Below are 16,728 nucleotides of genomic sequence, written 5' to 3'. Positions count from 1 at the left end.
ATTAATTAAATCTGCGCGACTTGGACTCCTTTAATTTCTTGGCGATTTCGGAATAAGAAATTAGGTCTTAAAACAATTCGTAATAAAATCCATAAAGACTGAATTTCTCCTGGAGAAGACTTACTTAACCATTGTCCAGGGCGACAGAATAAGAGTTCCACTAAATCTCGATTTTGTTCCGTGGTTAAGTTTTCAAACTGAATTTTTAGTCGCGGAAACTCTCCATTTCCATCTAAAGCAGTAATCACCCCTTGTAATGTAATTTTTTCTTCAACTAATTCTAACTTCACGGCATAAGATTCTAAATGAGGTGGGAGTTCAACTGAATGAGTGAGTGCCATTTCTAATCCCACTTCTGACAGTTTTGTGGTGACTCCCCAAATCGTTTCATTGCCAAATTTTACAGCAACAACTCGCCGTAAATTAAACCATTGATACACATCTTGGGCGGGAATATCTAATAAAATCAGGAGGGCTGTTCCTAACATAAATAAATTATAGGCACTCCAAACCCAGCCTAAACGCCAGTCATGACCACTTCCCATAATTGTCATTCCTAAGCAACGCCACAAACTAATTGCGGTTAAGATAAAGAGAATCAGTAAGGGCATTGCTAATGTCCAGTTAAAACGAATTTTGTTCTCTCCTTTAACGCCTTTCGGGGTGACTTTAAACCCAGAAGAAAAGGGATTAATCAGGACTTGAATTGCAGTTACAGCCAAGGGAAACGCAGAAACCAGTGAGTAAATATCAGAGAGTAAACTGGATCGACTCCGACAATTGAGCCAAGAAAATACAGTTAATTGAACAATATAGAAGGGTAAAAAGAAATAAATGACATCTTCAACTGTGGTGCGTAATGGAAGCACTCTTAAAAATGAGTAAGCCAAGGGCATCAATAAGAAAAAGATTCGAGAGAAACTGGTAAACCAATGCAATAAACCTTCTAAATGGGCAAGACGTTGTTTCCAACTTAAACCAGAAATTGTTAATGGGTTGGCTTGAATAAAAAAGGCTTGTAATGTTCCTCGCGCCCACCGAATTCTTTGGGTAATATGAGCGCCAATATTCTCGGCTGCTAACCCTGCACTTAATTTTTCATCTAAATAAGCAAGATGATAGCCTTGTGCGGAAATGCGAATTCCAGTAAAGTAATCTTCACTTAAAGATTCGGTGACAAAGCCTCCTGCTGCTTCTAAAGCGGATCGCCTAACAATAAAGGCAGTTCCCGAACAAACCACACTTCCTGCGCCATCTTTAATCGGTTGAATTTGTCGATAAAAGACTTCTTCTTCTGGGGTTAAAATATCTTCTAAGCCTAAATTATGCGCGATCGGATCAGCATTATAAAAACTTTGTGGGGTCTGCACTAACGCCATATTTTCATCTTGGAAAAATCCCACCGTGCGCTGTAAAAAGTTCTTAGTGGGGACAAAATCGGCATCAAAAACAACAATTAATTCCCCATCTGTTTTCGGTAAAGCGTTATTTAAGTTGCCCGCTTTCGCGTGTTCATTGGTCGGGCGTGTGATATAGTCACACCCTAATTCTTCAGTGAGGGCTTTAATATGAGGTCGGCGCGTATCATCTAATAAATAAACTCGTTTCGGTTCATAATTAATCGCCTGACAACCGATAATGGTGCGTCTTAAAATAAATTCGGGTTCATCATAACTGGGAATTAAAATATCAACGGTGGGGCGAAATTTTCCAGATTTAACATCGGGTTCCAGTTGATCCGCTTGTGGTGAACGATTTTTAACATTTAACATTAAAAATAGCTGAATGCCACTACTCACTAAAATCAGCATTTCGAGGGCAAATAAGGTTAAACTAATGGTTCCGTTTAACGGGTCACTCAGATTTAATGTGGTCATTGATCGCCACACAAGATAACGTCCTGTTAAAGCTAATAAAATTACAACAATCACAAATCTTGCCCACCCTCTGGGAGTGGGAACAGTTTTTGTAATAATAAAGACCAAGCCTAATAAAATTAAAGCGGGTAGCAATAACTGTCTTCTTGAAGCATTCATCGGGGCTTCTAACAGTTGCGGGGGATTCTGTTGCAGTTGATAGAGTTGGTCAAATAACTGAGTAATTGTACCTTCTCCAGCAAACCACGCGATCGCGATACCAGCAGCAATCAGAATAACAGTCAATAAAACGAATGTTGTCAGCCGTAAACGTGACACCCGCCAGCGAAACCGACGAGAAAGGCGTTGTGAATTAAATTCAGAAATTGTCATCAGGATTAACTTAACTTGTTTCTTGGTCTTGAGTCCAGTTTAATTCTACTGAACATAATTTAATTTCATCACCTGAAAACTTCCCAAAAACAGGATGATTAGAAATCAATAAATTTTTAAGGAAATCCTCAGCAAAATATAATCTGCTGTCGCCAATCATCAGTTATTTTAAAAAGGGTTGATCAAAGCCTAATTTTTAAGCTGATCTGGCTTTTATCTTCCCTGAAATCTTCTGTTCTGAGGTCAATGATGACACTAGACAACTGGTTAACTTTACTTCATCCCGCACTGGCTGTTATTGTTGTTTTTCCCCTGATTGGTATCGTTGTTAACTTTGCTTGGGCGACTCGCCAACGACGATTACAAATCAAAGCTGGGAATAAAAAAAGTAAAATTCCTCCTGTGGTCGGGCGCGATCATGTTCAACTGGGAAAATGGTTATCCGCATCTGTCGTGGGGATTATTTTAGTTGCCTTTGCCCATGCGATTTTGTCTAAGAATATTATTAAAAATCAACTCTTTACTGAAAACCCTCCCCAAGCGATTTTTATCGTTTTAATGTTTGCTTTGACCATTGCTTCTTTAGTATTTTTATATCAAGCGAGAGCGAAACAGTGGCGGGCAATTTTTGCCACCTTAACGGGGATGGGATTAGTGGTATTAGGAAGCCAAGACGGGGTATTTAGGCGTAGTGCAGAGTGGTATATTTCCCACTATTATTATGGAATGATTGCTGCTTTACTGATGATTTTTTCTTTAGCCATTATTGATGAAATCTACAAAGATAAATCCTTATTTTGGCGCAGAGTTCATATTGTCTTAAATTCGATCGCGCTGTTATTATTTATAGGTCAAGGCATCACGGGGACGCGAGATATTTTTGAAATTGGCTTATACACACCCCCCCCAGGCTTAATTTTTCTTGGGCTGTAACCCAACAGCTAATCCTAGTAAAAATAGCCAGCCCATCACTCCTGCAATCGGGTTACCATAAATCCCTGTTATTGCAGGAGAAACCGTTTCTGTATAAGTAATGAGTTGCCCGACATCAACAATATAATACCCCCAAACCAAGCCCCCATGTAAGCCGATCGCGAGTCCTAATCGCCCTTGATTTCTCCGTCTTGCCCAGACTAAAACCAATCCTAACAACAGTAATCCAGGAAATGCAGGTAAGGTTTCTAACATCACTGGCAGTGGTTTTAAAAAATGAGAAACAGCAAAAATAATGCCACTCGCCCACAAGGCAATTCTTAAAGAATAATCTTGCTCTAATTCGTTTAATAACCAACCGCGAAAAACAGATTCTTCAGCAAACGCAACGCCAATTCCCGTTAATGCTCCTTCTAATATTAAACGCCACAAAGGAAGCGTATTATCTTGCCAATTCAACCATCCGATCGCGCCCTGTAAGATAAATAAACTAAACGTTAAAACTAACCCTAAACTTAAGCCCCGTAAAAGTTCTTTCCCATTACGAGAACTTCTCACCAAGCCCAGATTTTGATAAGGATGACTTTGTTGGTAAATTATCTGACCGATTACCTTAATGAGGATAAAAAATAGAATAAACAACCATCCCATTACTAAAATACTAACAAGATTGGGATTTTCATTAAAATAAAGTTGCACGGGAATCGCAACGGGAATCCAGAAAAAAAGCAATAAACTCAAAAATAGAATAATCCGAATCGGTGCGGGAGATGATTGGATTTGAGTTAAGCGCGTTTTCATAAGAAATAGGTAAGGCTTCCTGAAAAGGTATCTTGACTTGACTTTTCCAAAATGATCTTCTTATCGGTCAGAATTAAAGATCACATAAGATGCACCCCTATTTTTCGCGTCGTACATAGCAATATCCGCATCCCGTAAAATGGGCATGGCATCGGTATAGTTGGGGTTATCGAAAACAATGCCAATACTAGTTCCAATCGTGACCTCAACTCCATTCAACATCACAGGTCGGGTTAAAATTTGGTGAATCCGATTCGCAACTTCGATCGCGCTGTTTTCCTCTGTAACATCATCTAAAACAATCACAAATTCATCCCCCCCAAAGCGCACCAACAGATCATCCTCTCGCAAACAATTCGCTAATCGTTCCCCGACAATAATCAGCAGTTGATCACCAATCGTATGTCCGAGCGTATCATTAACCGACTTAAAACCATCTAAATCGAGAAATAACACTGCAAAACGAGCATAAGGGGTGGATTTTAACAGTTCTTCTAAACGGTCAATTAAAACAGCACGATTCGGTAAACCCGTCAGTTGGTCATGGATTGCCTCATAGCGCAGTTGATCTTGGAGCTTTTTATGCTCTTTGAATTTCTGTTGCAATTGTTCGTACAGTTGCGATTGACGCAGCGCGATCGCGAGTTGGTCTGTAATTTCTTGGATTAAATCTAGATCACGGTTGCTCCAGTAATGCACTTGATCGCACATTTGCAAGCAAAGTACCCCTTGTAATTCGTTATTGTACCAAATCGGCATCGCCAGCAGCGATCGCGCTTCCCATTTTTCTACAACTTCTCGGACTTCAGCACAAACGTTTTCATTATTGACATCCGAAACAACTAAGCAATCATAATCCTGAAATAAGGTTTGAGCCAAAGCATAGTCACAAGTTGTAATTGCAGAATCACTCACTCCTTCTTCTCCGTCGCTGGAGATCAGACGAACTAATTCAAACTCTTGTTGACGGGGATTAGCAACCGCCAATAGAGCACGGTTCACAGCAAAAAGTTGTACAATCTTCTTGAGGGTATGGGTGGCAATTTCTTGTAAATTTAAACTTTGGCGAATGCTCTGTGTAATCGAGTTCAGTAGTTGTTCCCGTTCCGCCTGTTCCCGCAAGGCAAATTCTAATTGCTTGCGCTCTGTAATATCGGTAATTAAGGCATAAAAGCCCTCAAACTCTCTTTGCTCATTGCAGTCGGGAACTAGAGTTACTAAAACGTCTCGTTGGGCTAATTCTTGACTCACAATCTGGCATTCATAAGTAACGGTTTGTCCTTGAAAAGCCGTTTCGATGTGGTGACGAATCTTGCTGTAAGTCTCAGACCCAATAATCTCTTCTATGGTTTTCCCAATAATTTCGCTTTCATCTCGTTCTAACCATGTTTGATAGGTTTTATTCACAAACTGAAAACATTGTGCGCGATCAACATAAGCAATTCCCCCTTGGATTGAATCATTGATTAATTGCAGTCTTGCAGCCTTTTCTCGCGCCTTTTCCCCTTCTTTTTCAGCACTAATATCTGTTAGTGTAAGTTGCCATTGTCGTAGATCTCCGTTTTCATCCACCCTCATTTGCAGATCTAAATGAACCCAAAGCCGAGGTTGATCACGAGGTAGCAGTTGGAATTCTAAACTTTGCCTTTCTCCCGTGCGTTTGGCTTCCCGAAAAGCAGTAAAAAACAACATTTGGTACTCTGGAGCGATAAAACGAGAAAATCCTAAATTAGTGAGGGGAGCTTGGGATGTTCCTAAGATTTCAGTCCCTCGACGATTGATCCGAGTGATAATTCCTTGAGGATTTAAGGTAACATACCCGCAAGGAGCAAATTCATACAGTGACCAAAATTCTTCATGGAGGCTTCTCAATTCATCATAAGCTCGCTGGAGTTCTTCGTATTGAATTTCTAATTCCGTTTGATGAATCTCTAGTTCGTGGGCTAACTCAGCAGGAGTCATCTCGTTGAGATCGGTTTCTCTTTCTCTCTGTTCCAAGCGAGCTTGGGCTTGCTGACGTAGGTCTTGTGTGCGACGAGCTAGATATTTGTCCATTTCATATCACCTTCAACTGTGTGCTATATCATTTTCAGGTCACAGAATTTATCATAAGATTAGGAATTAATTGCTTAACCCTGTCCCCCTTTTTAAGGAAGCAGAATTAGGAAGCATAGCAAGTGCCGTAAAATTTCTTTACCAGTCTCCTTGCTAATGCCTGAATTTTCAAACAATCGCAAGCAGCGATCGCGCAGTCGTTAACTCTAGTCAGTGACTGAGTTAAACGATTTAATTGATCTAGGAATAATCATAACTTAAATTGACCAAAAAAATAGTGTCTTGAGCAAACGCCCCGACGCATCCTACGACTACAGCCGAAGGCTTAGTCGCTAGTTAGTCGGGGCATCTTGTCCGGTGAATATAACTAAGCAACGTTTCTAAATTCGCTCTCCCACCAATACTGATAATGCCATAAGCCTTATTCCAAAAATAGGGCTTCCAAAAGAACCGCTCTAAGTATTCTTGGTTTTCCTTTCTCATTCGTCTAGAAGATACAGTTTTTAAGTTCCCGACAAAACGGGATAAATCCATAGCAGGATGAGCATCTACCAGTAAATGAACATGGTCTGCTTCACCACCAAACTCTACTAACCGACATCGCCACTTCCCAGAGACATCAGAGAAAATCTCTTCTAGTCTTTGTAGCATAGCTTTGGTAAGGATCTGTTTCCTGTACTTAACTGTAAAGATAATATGATACTGAAGTCTATACGTACTATGACTGCTTGTTTTAAGGCTTGACGACTTTTCCATAACTAAGCTAAAATTTAATTATTATGAATCATTCTATCATCCGTACCGATACTTGGCATTTATCTCCTACTCCTGAACAACAGCAATATCTAAGGCTGACGGTTCAGGAGTACAGAGCATTTTGTCATGCTTTAGTAGGAGTTGTTAATGCTCACTGGACAACGATTGCTAATGCTAAAAGTCGGTGTTCGGAAGTAGAAAGACTGATTCATCAGACCAGTAAAAATCCGAATCCTAAATATCAGTATTTTGGAAAAAGGTTTTATAAATTTCCTTCTTATTTAAGACGTTCCGCCATCGAGTTTGCAATTGGACAAGTATCTTCTTTTTTCACCCGATATCAAAGATGGCAGTCTGGGATTAGGAGTAGAAAAGATGCTAAACCCCCAAAATTAAATGGAAACACGGGTTGTTATCCTTCTCTTTATAAAGGACAGTGCATTAAGTTCTCTGAATGTTTGACTGTCACTGAAATTAAAGTGTGGAATGGGAGTGATTGGATATGGACTAAGGTTGCTATTTCTCGAAAGAGAGATAGACATCTGCTGAATCATGCTGAAATCAAATCTCCTGCTTTAATCGTTAATAAAAAAGGATGCCAACTCAGTGTTCCTTTTAAGATTAATCCCGCCAAAAAAGAAGGAAGCTGTGTTTGTGCTGTAGATATTGGAATTAATACTTTAGCTACAGTCAGTATCGTTTATCCTAACGGCACTGTAACCGCAAGGAAGTTCATTCACCCCTCGGCTGACATAGACCGTCGTGATAAACGTTTAGCTCGAATTAGAAAGAAAGCGAGGCTTACCAAAAATCTCCACAAAGGTTTCTGTTCCACTTGGTATCGAAAAGCGCGTCAGTATAATCGAAATATAGCTCAACACTCTTCTAAGCAAATTGTTGACTTCGCCACAGAACACGGAGCATCAGTTATTGTTTTCGAGCAACTAAAAGGATGGAGACCAAAAGGAGGACGTAAAGGCTCGACCTTAAAACAGCGTTTTCATGGTTGGTTACATCGTGCGTTGGTTAATCTGACCCAAGAGAAATTCGCTGAAGGTGGCGGTAAGACCGAGTTTGTCTATCCTCGCGGGACTTCTAGCTTTGCTTTTGATGGCAGTGGAAAGGTTAAACGAAGCAAGAAGAATTATTCCCTAGCTACGTTTTCTAGTGGTAAACAATATAACTGTGACCTATCAGCTAGTTACAACATAGGTGCTAGATACTGGGCTAAGAAATTAAAACTGACTCGCAGAAATGATGGTCAGTTGGATGATGGCAAAAGTTCCTCATTCAAACGGAGAACTCCCGTTACCTTATCTGTCCTTTGGAAGGATAAGGAAGCCGAGGGGCTGTCATCTGAGGTTTCCTCAGATGTTTATACGCCCCGTCCAACTACAGCGTCAGCTTAGTTGGGGAGGGTTCACGTTAGTCTAACTCGATCAGGGTAATGTGCCACTGGCTGACCTGACCCCCTTGAGTGAAGTGAGGTCGAATATCAAGGCGAACCCAAACCGATTCATCATTGCTTGAGATGAGTCTTAAATCCAAATGTTGAGTTTCTAGACTCTTTTCGGCAGTTTGGAGGGTCTCGAAAAAGGAGTTTTGATATTCTTTGACAATAAAACGGGAAAAGCCTAAATAATTCAAGGGAGCATTTTTAGAACCGAGCATTTCCAAGGCTTTCTGGTTAAATTTGGTAATGATACCGTTGTGATTGAGAGTGATATACCCGCAAGGGGCAAAGTGGTAAAGATACCAATATTCTTCGTAAAGATTGTTCAGTTCGTTATGAGATCGGCGTAGTTCCTCGTGTTGAATTGTGAGTTCAGTTTGATAGAGTTCTAGATCTTCTTGGGCTTGTGAGACGCGGTTATTTAAACGCGCTTGGGCTTGTTGACGTAGTTCTTGCAGTTGATTAGAAATATTCTTTTCCATGATCTCCCCCCCCCGACGAGTGACTTGAATCATATAAAGGTTTTCTTTTTAGTAAGACTTAATGTGTGGTGTATTTGATGCTTAATGAGAGCAACCAATTGCTCAAGAATTAACGATACATCATCAAAAGTGCTAGTTGTCAAGATTATTATTGTCTCCCTCGTAAAAAGCTAATAAAAAATAATAGTTTCCATTGAAAACGTCCCCGATTACTTTCCCATCGACCCTATAATAACATTCATTTTGTTCCGAGGCAGTATAGAGAAAAGGAACATCAGAAAAATCCTCATTGCCTTGTAAAAAGTCGCCAATTTGCTGCGATAAAGCCTGTTCTAAGGATTGCAAGTTTGTCCCGAGTCTCAGATTCATGAATTCATGAAAGGCTTGGTTTGCTCTCACAATCTTCTGGTCTGGGTCAATTAAAATTAACGGGCTTGTATTCGCCTCTAAAATATCAAGAATCACAATTTTTATTTGTTCTAATTCAACATTAATACTTGCGATTTCTGCCTCTATTTGTTTCAAATCGTCAATATTCGTAAAGGTCAGAATTGCCCCTTCTATGCGGTTATCTGTGGTTTGATAGGGCATAATCCGCATTTGATACCAAGTGCCATCATGGTTTTGTACTGCTTCAACTTTTGAGTGAAGTGTGTCTAAAACCTCTTGCAACTCCGCACCGAGTTCCACCTCTTGTAAATTCGTGGCAATATCTTCTAGGGGGCGACCGACATCGTTTTGAATTAAATTGACAATTTCTCGGGCTTGCGGTGTAAAGCGTTTGACTTGCAGTTGCTGATCCACAAAAATCGTCGCGATACTCGTGCTATTGAGCAAATTCCGCATATCGTCTTCGGCTGCGGATAATTCTTCCACTTTGGTTTGTAGTTCTTCGTTGAGAGTTTGTAGTTCCTCATTCAACGATTGCAACTCTTCCTTTGAGGATTCTAACTCTTCGTTAGTCGCTTGCAGTTCCTCATTCGACGATTCTAACTCTTCGTTAGTCGCTTGCAGTTCCTCATTCGACGATTCTAATTCTTCAATGGTGGTTTGATGGCTTTCGCGGGTGTTTTGTAACTCTCTTTCTAGTTCAGCAATACGCCCATCTCGTTGTTGCATAGAGAGACTTTGAGCAGTGTTATCTTCATTTTCGTCTGTTAGAGCAGTGTCAAGCACTTCCAATAAAACAAGGAGGCGACCCGCTAATCCTTCTGGCATGGTGAGAGGTTTGACAGAAAACTTCACCAGTTCCCGTTGTCCATTGCTGCGAACAGGAATCTGTTGCCGAGTGATCATCTCACCAGAAGAAATAGCAGATCGAATCGCTGAGGCAAGTTCCACTCTTAAGCCTTCTCGCGCCATATCAAAAATATTATTGGTGGGGGGACCACTGACCGTTTCTAAAAACTTCCCTGTACGTCCTTGCACATGAAGAATCTGTCCATTACTTTCAATGAGAACTGCGGTGGGAGAATATTCTTCCAGTAAAATATTTTGAATGAGTCGCTCAAAATTCTGGTCTTCATTTTGGCGAGAGGTCATCCCCGAGCGACGGGGCCGAGCTAAGTTAAGAAATGCTCCAGTGGGAAAATGGACAGATTGACGCAGCGATCGCGCAACTTCTCGCCGTTGAAAAATCTTATGTTTCAGATCTAAGGTATGAAATAAATTTTGGAAACTGCCAATACTTTCCGAACCCCCCAACATCAAAATTCCTGAAGGTTGTAACGTATAGTGAAACAAAGGCAGCAGTCGGCGTTGTGCTTCTTCATTCAGATAAATTAAGAGATTGCGACAACTAAGCAAGTTCAAACGAGAAAAAGGGGGATCTTTGAGGACATCTTGCAGCGAAAATACCACGGAATAGCGAATGTCTCGACTCACACGATAAAACTGACCTTCCCGTCGAAAAAACCGTCGTAACCGTTGCTGACTAACATCCGTGGCAATACTCGCTGGAAAAAGCCCTTCTCTGGCGCGATCAATCGCCAGTTGATCAATATCTGTGCCAAACAACTGTAAATTAATCTGTTTTGGCATCTCATCAATCAGTTCCCGCAGAATCATCGCTAAGGAATACACCTCCTCACCACTGGAACAACCAGAAACCCACGCCCGAAACGTTCCACCATCGGGGATAGACTGCAAAATAGGCGGGAGGACTTCTTGTTGTAAAAATTCAAATGCACTTTCTTCTCGAAAAAAACTGGTCACACCAATTAAAAATTCACGAAATAAATTATTAACTTCTTTGGGATGATCCTGTAAAAAATTAAAATATTCAGCATAAGTTTCTATTTGATGGAGAGTCATTCGGCGCTTAATGCGACGAAGAAGTGTATTTTGCTTATAAGAAGAAAAATCATGCCCAATTTGAGCGCGAATGAGGCTAAAAATTTCACTCAACCATTCCTGAGCGGTTATTTCTTCTTCCGTAATCCCTTGCTGCTGAAAATACTGCTCAATCAGTCTGGGCATTTCTGCTGGCGGTAAAATTCCATCCACTACCCCCGTCGAAATTGCACTATCGGGCATTTCTGTATAAGCTGAGGTTTCTGGCGATTGTACCAAGATTAAGGCTTCTTGAGCTTTGAGTGCTTTTACTCCCAGTGTCCCATCACTACCCATTCCTGATAAAATTACTCCAACTGTTCGCTGAGGTTCATTTTCCGCCAGTGCAATGAAGAACATATCAATCGTTAAGAGAAGTTCTCGTCTTTCAACAGACGAGAGATAGATGCAATCTTGTTCTACTCGAACCCTCATTTGCGAGGGAATCATGTAGATATGATTAGGAAAAATTTGATTACCGTTTTCAGCAATTGAAATGGGAACCGAGGTGGTGCGTTGTAGAATCTCTGGGAGAAAATGGGGATGTTCTAACGAAGAGTGAACCAGCACCAAATAAGCCATCTCACTATCGGTTGTCACCTGAGAAAAGAAATTTTCTAGGGCTTCTAATCCCCCAGCCGATGCACCAATGGCAACAATGGGAAAGGTATTATTAGGGTTTTTTGTATTCTGGAGATCGGTTTTTCCTTGGGATGACATAAATAAGATTCATAAAAACTGACATCGATCATAACTGGTTAGTATCTCAATTTGGGTTCTTGGTTCTGGGTTCTTTATTATTCGTTCTTGGTTCACCCCCAACTTCCTCTCTCCTTGTCCCTTTCCCCAGCCCGTAGCACTATAACAACTGGTCACTGCTGTAGATCGCTTCTAATCATGGTCAGATCGCGCCATATTACGAAACTCTGTCAGTTCCGCATTAAAAATCAGTTTAACCGTTCCTGTGGGCCCATTGCGGTGCTTAGTAATAATTAATTCAGCAAGATCGCGATCAGGGGTATCAGGGTTGTAATACGCATCTCGATACAGCATCAGCACTAGATCCGCGTCTTGTTCGATACTTCCGCTTTCGCGCAAATCAGACAGCATAGGACGTTTATTGGTTCGCTGTTCTACGCCTCGACTTAGCTGAGACAGTGCAATTACGGGGGCTTTTAATTCCCTGGCGAGGGTTTTGAGACTGCGGGTAATGCGAGATAATTCTTGGACACGGTTATCTCCTCCCCCTTCCATTAACTGTAAGTAGTCCAGTAATACTAAGCCCAGTTGTCCGTGTTCGGCTTGTAACCGTCGCGCCTGCGATCGCATTTCCATGACGGTCATGGTTGCGGTATCATCAATGAAAATGGGAACATCGGAGAGGGTTCCGATCGCGCTACTGAGTTTTTGATAATCCTGTTGGCTTAAGCGTCCCGACCGCAAGCGATTACTTTCAATTTTGGCTTCACTAGCGAGTAAGCGTTGACTCAGTTGTTCTTTAGACATTTCTAAACTAAACAACGCCACAGGAAGTTTATATTGTCCCGCAATATTCCGCGCCATGTTTAAACCAAAGGCAGTTTTCCCCATTGAAGGTCTTCCCGCCAAAATAATTAAATCAGACGGCTGTAAGCCACTGGTCATGCTGTCTAAATCATAAAAGCTGCTTTTGAGTCCGGGGAGTTGGTCTTGATAATATAACCCTTCGATTTGATCGTAAGTTTCAATTAGGGTTTCACTGAGAGGAACTAATCCTGATTGGGGACGTTCTTGGGTAATGGCGAAAATACTTTGTTCTGCGCGATCGAGAACTGTGTTTAACGCTTCAGTGGTATCAAATCCCAGTTGAACAATTTTATGTCCCGAATTAATCAGTTGTCGTCGCAGATATTTATCTAAAACCAGTTGCGCGTAACCGTCAATGTTGACTGCGGAAACAGTACGGTCTGCGAGTTGGGCGAGTTTGGCTTTTCCGCCCACTTTGTCTAATAATTCTTGGTCGGCTAACCAAGTGCTGAGATTCATTAAGTCTGTGGGTTTCCCCTGCGTATGTAGCGCGATCGCGCCCTGATAAATGGTTTGATGCGCTTGCAGATAAAACGCCTCCGCCGTGAGAATTTCCGCAACTCGCGCGATCGCCTCTGGATCGAGTAAAATCCCGCCTAAAATTGATTCCTCCGCTTCCACATTTTGGGGAGGAAGGGATTGATCGCTAATCGCAGAAAATTCAGACATCAGTTTCTCATCAGGGTTCACTGCCTCATTTTAGCAATCACCAGCGTTCAACTAATCATAATGAGACCACATTGTGAACTCACCCTCGACTAAGCTCCTTGCGTCGCTGTAGTCGGAGCTTCCTTATCCTTCCAAAGGACAGATAAGGTAACGGGAGTTCTCCGTTTGGATGGGGAACTTTTGCCACCATCCAACTGACCGTCATTTCTGCGAGTCATCCGTACTCCCGAACTGAATTCGGGAGCCTGCGGATGACCGTTGGTCAGTTTAAGTTCTTTAGCCCAGTATCTAGCACCAATGTTATAACTAGCTGATAGGTCACAGTTATATTGTTTAGCACTAGAAAAAGTAGCTAGGGAATAATTCTTATTGCTTCGTTTAACTTTTCCACTGCCATCAAAAGCAAAGCTAGAAGTTCCACGAGGATAAACAAACTCTGTCTTTCCTCCTGCTTCAGCAAACTTTTCTTGGGTCAGATTAACCAAAGCTCGATGTAACCAGCCATGAAATCTTTGTTTTAAGGTCGAACCTTTACGCCCTCCTTTAGGTCGCCATCCTTTCAGTTGCTCGAACACAATGACTGAAGCCCCGTGTTCGGTGGCGAAGTCCACAATTTGTTTAGAAGACTGTTGAGCGATATTTCGGTTGTACTGGCGAGCTTTTCGATACGACGTGGAACAGAAACCTTTACTTAGGTTTTTGGTTAAACGAGCCTTCTTTCTAATTCGACATAAACGCTTATCACGACGGTCTATGTCAACCGAGGGATGAATGAACTTCCTTGCGGTTACAGTGCCGTCAGGATAAACGATACTGACTGTAGCTAGAGTATTAATCCCTACATCTACAGCACAGACACAGTTTCCTTCTTTGTTCGGAGGATTAATGTTAAAGGGAACACTGAGCTTGCATCCTTTCTCATTAACAATTAAAGCAGGAGACTTGATTTCAGCATGGTCTAAAAGGTGTCTATCTCTCTTTCGAGAAATAGCAACCTTATTATCATCACTAGAAATATAAATCAGTTGATTCTGTTGGGTTACTTCATTGATTAACTCATAGAGTTGCTCTCTTGCTTGTTGAACTGATAATTGTTTCATTTTCTCAATTATATTTGGGGGGAGGGATTGATCGCTAATCGCAGAAAACTCGGGTCTCAGTTTCTCTTCAGGACTCACTGCCTCATTTTAACAATGATCAGTGATTGGAGAAAATTCCGACATTTTTTAAAGTCACTAAATTTACTGGTATAGCCCTACGCGCTAGGGAAAGGGATAAGGAGAGAGTGAACCAAGAACCAAGAACAAAAATTTAGATGTATCTTATGAGAGTGAAAACCGGTATATCTCATCGCGTTTGAAAGATATTTTGCACCATCTGACGAGTATTTTGATTGACTGCTTGATCCAGTTCAGTCACTTCCGCTTCACTCAGTCGCCAACCCAACGCCCCCAAATTCATTTCCGCTTGCTGTAAATTCTTTGCCCCTGGAATCGGAATTGTTCCTTTACAAATACACCAATTTAAAGCAATTTGTGACATTGTTTTTTCCCGAATTTTAGCAATTTCTTCTAACGTATTGAGAACAGGTTTAATGCCTGGTAATAAATAGCGAAATAATAATCCTCTCACTCCTTTCGGAAACACGCCATTTCCATATTTCCCTGTTAATAAACCCAGCGTAAGTGGGCTATAAGCAATTAATTGAATCCCTAATTCATCACACACTGCTTTTAAGTCTAACTCTTTGACAGGATAAGTAGAAAGCAGAGAATATTGTACCTGTAAGGTCACAATGGGAACACCCCGTTCCGCAAATTTTTGATGCACTTCCCTGAGACGCTTCGGACCATAATTCGATAAACCGACTCCTTTCACTTCTCCCTTTTCATAGAGATCCGCCAGTCCCTCTAACAGGGCATTTTCTTGCCAAGGAAAATAATTTGCAGTGGGCCAGTGCATTTGCACTAAATCAACATTTTTTCCTAACCGTTTCGCGGAAGCGCGACCCGCCTCAATCATGGACTGACGAGTTAAACGCCAAGGATATGCAGCCAGTTTCGTTGCAATACAAATATTTTCTTTCTCGCTTCCCTCATACTCTCGGGTAAACTGTCCTAAGAGTTGTTCACTGCGTCCTTTTAATTTTCCCGTCCCGTAGGAGTCCCCTGTATCAAATAATGTTACTCCCTGATCCACACAATAAGTAAAAACTTGCTGTAGCTGTTGGTCTTGACTCTCATCGTACTCCCACAACAGCTTATTTCCCCACGCCCAAGTCCCACAACCCATCACGGGTAAAGATAGTTTTTTATTGACTTGTATTTTTGTCTCTTTTGCTTGCATCGTTTCGCAATATCATTTTCAGTCCACCTTTACTCATCTTATGAGTAATCTTTAAGTTTCACCAGAAGTGTCTCATTTGTTGGGTTTCGTAACTCAACCCAACCTACGTTTTAAATCTTTGATTAACTCATATATAGCAATATGATCTCATTTGTAAAAACTAGCTCAACATTACGATCCCCCCACCCCCCTTACTAAGCGGGGAATTAAAGGGGGGATTCCAACTAAAAATTTACAACTGATTTAGGATTGCTATAGTTGCTCTCTTGCTTGTTGAACTGATCATCGTTTCATTTGTGACTCGTAACCGAGTGTATGGTGGCAATGGCAGTGATTAAATCTTGGCTGGACGGCGCGATCGCGCATTTGGAGGCGATGGCGACAGTCAACTGGCAGAATTTGCCTAAAACGTAATTTGATGGGACAGGATTAGCGCGATTGTGTCCCATTTCCAGTGCTTCAGTCATCGTTTAATTTCATCGGGAAAATTCGGCACAAGCAAAGACTGTTTTAATTCCCCTTCTGGATGATAAAACGTTATTTTTCCCTCTTGATTACACAGCCAAACTTCCATCGCGCCTACCTGAAAATAGAGTTCTTTCTTCACATCAATTTCCGCACTTGTGTTCCCATCAGACTTCACTTCAATACAAATTTCGGGTGCAATTGAAGCAGAAACCTCATCTTCAATTTGTTGAAACCGTTCATCGGAACACCAAACCACATCAGCCACTTTCACCCCATCTGCTGTATTAATCGCACATTCGGGCATCACTTCCCCAGTTTTCAAGAAAGATTCTAATAACCGTTGCAATCGCCCTTGATAAAAAGAATGTTTGATTTTAACAGGACTCATTACAATTTGACCCCATTGATTAAGCTCAATTTTGAAGGGTAAATTTTGCAGTTGCTGATTGGCGCAAACGTCTTCCCATTTCATGCCAAAACCTCCGTTAGTGAAGCCAGGCTGACCATAGATTATAGCAGTTTTCACGCTTTTTGATTAACCGTTCCCCCCGAACTCGCGGGATTGCTATAGCATATTTTTTCATGTAAATTGCATGATGCAATATAAAAAGAGAAGTTA

The 16,728-nt window shown here is 41.3% G+C and carries 14 protein-coding genes; 2 read left to right on the top strand and 12 right to left on the bottom strand.

Features of this window, described 5'->3' with window-relative positions; translation table 11 throughout:
* Positions 1-5: 5 nt before the first annotated feature.
* Complete coding sequence (locus PCC7418_RS11945; protein ID WP_015226446.1) at positions 6-2,249, bottom strand: glycosyltransferase; 2,244 nt, start codon at positions 2,247-2,249, stop codon at positions 6-8.
* 10 nt (positions 2,250-2,259) lie between these two features.
* Entirely contained in the window at positions 2,260-2,409 is a 150-nt protein-coding gene (locus PCC7418_RS20590) for a hypothetical protein (RefSeq protein WP_015226445.1), read from the bottom strand.
* Positions 2,410-2,498: 89 nt separating this feature from the next.
* On the opposite strand from PCC7418_RS20590, the gene PCC7418_RS11940 reads away from it, so the two are divergent.
* A complete protein-coding gene (locus tag PCC7418_RS11940; protein WP_015226444.1) occupies positions 2,499-3,182 on the top strand; it encodes a DUF4079 domain-containing protein in 684 nt (227 codons plus the stop codon).
* On the opposite strand, the gene PCC7418_RS11935 is transcribed toward PCC7418_RS11940, so the two are convergent.
* The 3 genes from PCC7418_RS11935 to tnpA all read right to left on the bottom strand — a co-directional run bounded on the left by PCC7418_RS11935 (position 3,162) and on the right by tnpA (position 6,794).
* Positions 3,162-3,983, bottom strand: coding sequence for a CPBP family intramembrane glutamic endopeptidase (locus PCC7418_RS11935; RefSeq protein WP_015226443.1), 822 nt, complete (start codon positions 3,981-3,983; stop codon positions 3,162-3,164). The genes PCC7418_RS11940 and PCC7418_RS11935 overlap by 21 nt on opposite strands.
* Positions 3,984-4,043: 60 nt before the next feature.
* Positions 4,044-6,038: a bifunctional diguanylate cyclase/phosphodiesterase gene (locus tag PCC7418_RS11930; RefSeq protein WP_015226442.1), complete on the bottom strand. Its 1,995-nt coding sequence runs from the start codon at positions 6,036-6,038 to the stop codon at positions 4,044-4,046.
* Between the two features lie 336 nt (positions 6,039-6,374).
* Positions 6,375-6,794: an IS200/IS605 family transposase gene (gene tnpA, locus PCC7418_RS11925; RefSeq protein WP_015226441.1), complete on the bottom strand. Its 420-nt coding sequence runs from the start codon at positions 6,792-6,794 to the stop codon at positions 6,375-6,377.
* Between the two features lie 23 nt (positions 6,795-6,817).
* Between tnpA and PCC7418_RS11920 the strand changes: the two genes are divergently transcribed.
* On the top strand, positions 6,818-8,203 hold the full coding sequence (locus PCC7418_RS11920) for an IS200/IS605 family element transposase accessory protein TnpB (protein WP_015226440.1): 1,386 nt from the start codon (positions 6,818-6,820) through the stop codon (positions 8,201-8,203).
* A gap of 16 nt (positions 8,204-8,219) precedes the next feature.
* Here the strand turns inward: PCC7418_RS11920 and PCC7418_RS11915 are convergent, their stop codons facing one another.
* From PCC7418_RS11915 to PCC7418_RS11890, 7 genes are all read right to left on the bottom strand, one after another.
* Positions 8,220-8,762: a PAS domain-containing protein gene (locus tag PCC7418_RS11915; protein ID WP_015226439.1), complete on the bottom strand. Its 543-nt coding sequence runs from the start codon at positions 8,760-8,762 to the stop codon at positions 8,220-8,222.
* Between the two features lie 99 nt (positions 8,763-8,861).
* On the bottom strand, positions 8,862-11,780 hold the full coding sequence (locus PCC7418_RS11910; protein ID WP_015226438.1) for a CheR family methyltransferase: 2,919 nt from the start codon (positions 11,778-11,780) through the stop codon (positions 8,862-8,864).
* Positions 11,781-11,951: 171 nt separating this feature from the next.
* Positions 11,952-13,295 (bottom strand): replicative DNA helicase, encoded by a 1,344-nt coding sequence (dnaB, locus tag PCC7418_RS11905; RefSeq protein WP_015226437.1) that lies wholly within the window; start codon positions 13,293-13,295, stop codon positions 11,952-11,954.
* 89 nt (positions 13,296-13,384) lie between these two features.
* Entirely contained in the window at positions 13,385-14,395 is a 1,011-nt protein-coding gene (locus PCC7418_RS11900; RefSeq protein ID WP_235620696.1) for an IS200/IS605 family accessory protein TnpB-related protein, read from the bottom strand.
* Positions 14,396-14,642: 247 nt separating this feature from the next.
* Entirely contained in the window at positions 14,643-15,641 is a 999-nt protein-coding gene (locus PCC7418_RS11895; protein ID WP_015226435.1) for an aldo/keto reductase, read from the bottom strand.
* A 290-nt stretch (positions 15,642-15,931) separates the two neighbouring features.
* A complete protein-coding gene (locus tag PCC7418_RS20585) occupies positions 15,932-16,108 on the bottom strand; it encodes a hypothetical protein (RefSeq protein ID WP_171814911.1) in 177 nt (58 codons plus the stop codon).
* Positions 16,105-16,581 (bottom strand): Uma2 family endonuclease, encoded by a 477-nt coding sequence (locus PCC7418_RS11890; protein WP_015226434.1) that lies wholly within the window; start codon positions 16,579-16,581, stop codon positions 16,105-16,107. Before PCC7418_RS11890 ends, PCC7418_RS20585 begins: the two co-directional genes overlap by 4 nt.
* Positions 16,582-16,728: the final 147 nt, after the last annotated feature.

The organism is Halothece sp. PCC 7418, from assembly GCF_000317635.1.
Taxonomy (GTDB): Bacteria; Cyanobacteriota; Cyanobacteriia; order Cyanobacteriales; family Rubidibacteraceae; genus Halothece.
Note: the sequence above shows the minus strand (reverse complement) of the source record. Positions and strands in the feature narration are given on the sequence as shown.

Excerpts from the sequence above, each read along its gene's own strand:
- PCC7418_RS11945 (WP_015226446.1), bottom strand. The coding sequence starts at position 2,249 with ATGACAATTTCTGAATTTAATTCACAACGCCTTTCTCGTCGGTTTCGC.
- PCC7418_RS20590 (WP_015226445.1), bottom strand. The coding sequence starts at position 2,409 with ATGATTGGCGACAGCAGATTATATTTTGCTGAGGATTTCCTTAAAAAT.
- PCC7418_RS11940 (WP_015226444.1), top strand. The coding sequence starts at position 2,499 with ATGACACTAGACAACTGGTTAACTTTACTTCATCCCGCACTGGCTGTT.
- PCC7418_RS11935 (WP_015226443.1), bottom strand. The coding sequence starts at position 3,983 with ATGAAAACGCGCTTAACTCAAATCCAATCATCTCCCGCACCGATTCGG.
- PCC7418_RS11930 (WP_015226442.1), bottom strand. The coding sequence starts at position 6,038 with ATGGACAAATATCTAGCTCGTCGCACACAAGACCTACGTCAGCAAGCC.
- tnpA (WP_015226441.1), bottom strand. The coding sequence starts at position 6,794 with ATGGAAAAGTCGTCAAGCCTTAAAACAAGCAGTCATAGTACGTATAGA.
- PCC7418_RS11920 (WP_015226440.1), top strand. The coding sequence starts at position 6,818 with ATGAATCATTCTATCATCCGTACCGATACTTGGCATTTATCTCCTACT.
- PCC7418_RS11915 (WP_015226439.1), bottom strand. The coding sequence starts at position 8,762 with ATGATTCAAGTCACTCGTCGGGGGGGGGAGATCATGGAAAAGAATATT.
- PCC7418_RS11910 (WP_015226438.1), bottom strand. The coding sequence starts at position 11,780 with ATGTCATCCCAAGGAAAAACCGATCTCCAGAATACAAAAAACCCTAAT.
- dnaB (WP_015226437.1), bottom strand. The coding sequence starts at position 13,295 with ATGTCTGAATTTTCTGCGATTAGCGATCAATCCCTTCCTCCCCAAAAT.
- PCC7418_RS11900 (WP_235620696.1), bottom strand. The coding sequence starts at position 14,395 with ATGAAACAATTATCAGTTCAACAAGCAAGAGAGCAACTCTATGAGTTA.
- PCC7418_RS11895 (WP_015226435.1), bottom strand. The coding sequence starts at position 15,641 with ATGCAAGCAAAAGAGACAAAAATACAAGTCAATAAAAAACTATCTTTA.
- PCC7418_RS20585 (WP_171814911.1), bottom strand. The coding sequence starts at position 16,108 with ATGACTGAAGCACTGGAAATGGGACACAATCGCGCTAATCCTGTCCCA.
- PCC7418_RS11890 (WP_015226434.1), bottom strand. The coding sequence starts at position 16,581 with ATGAAATGGGAAGACGTTTGCGCCAATCAGCAACTGCAAAATTTACCC.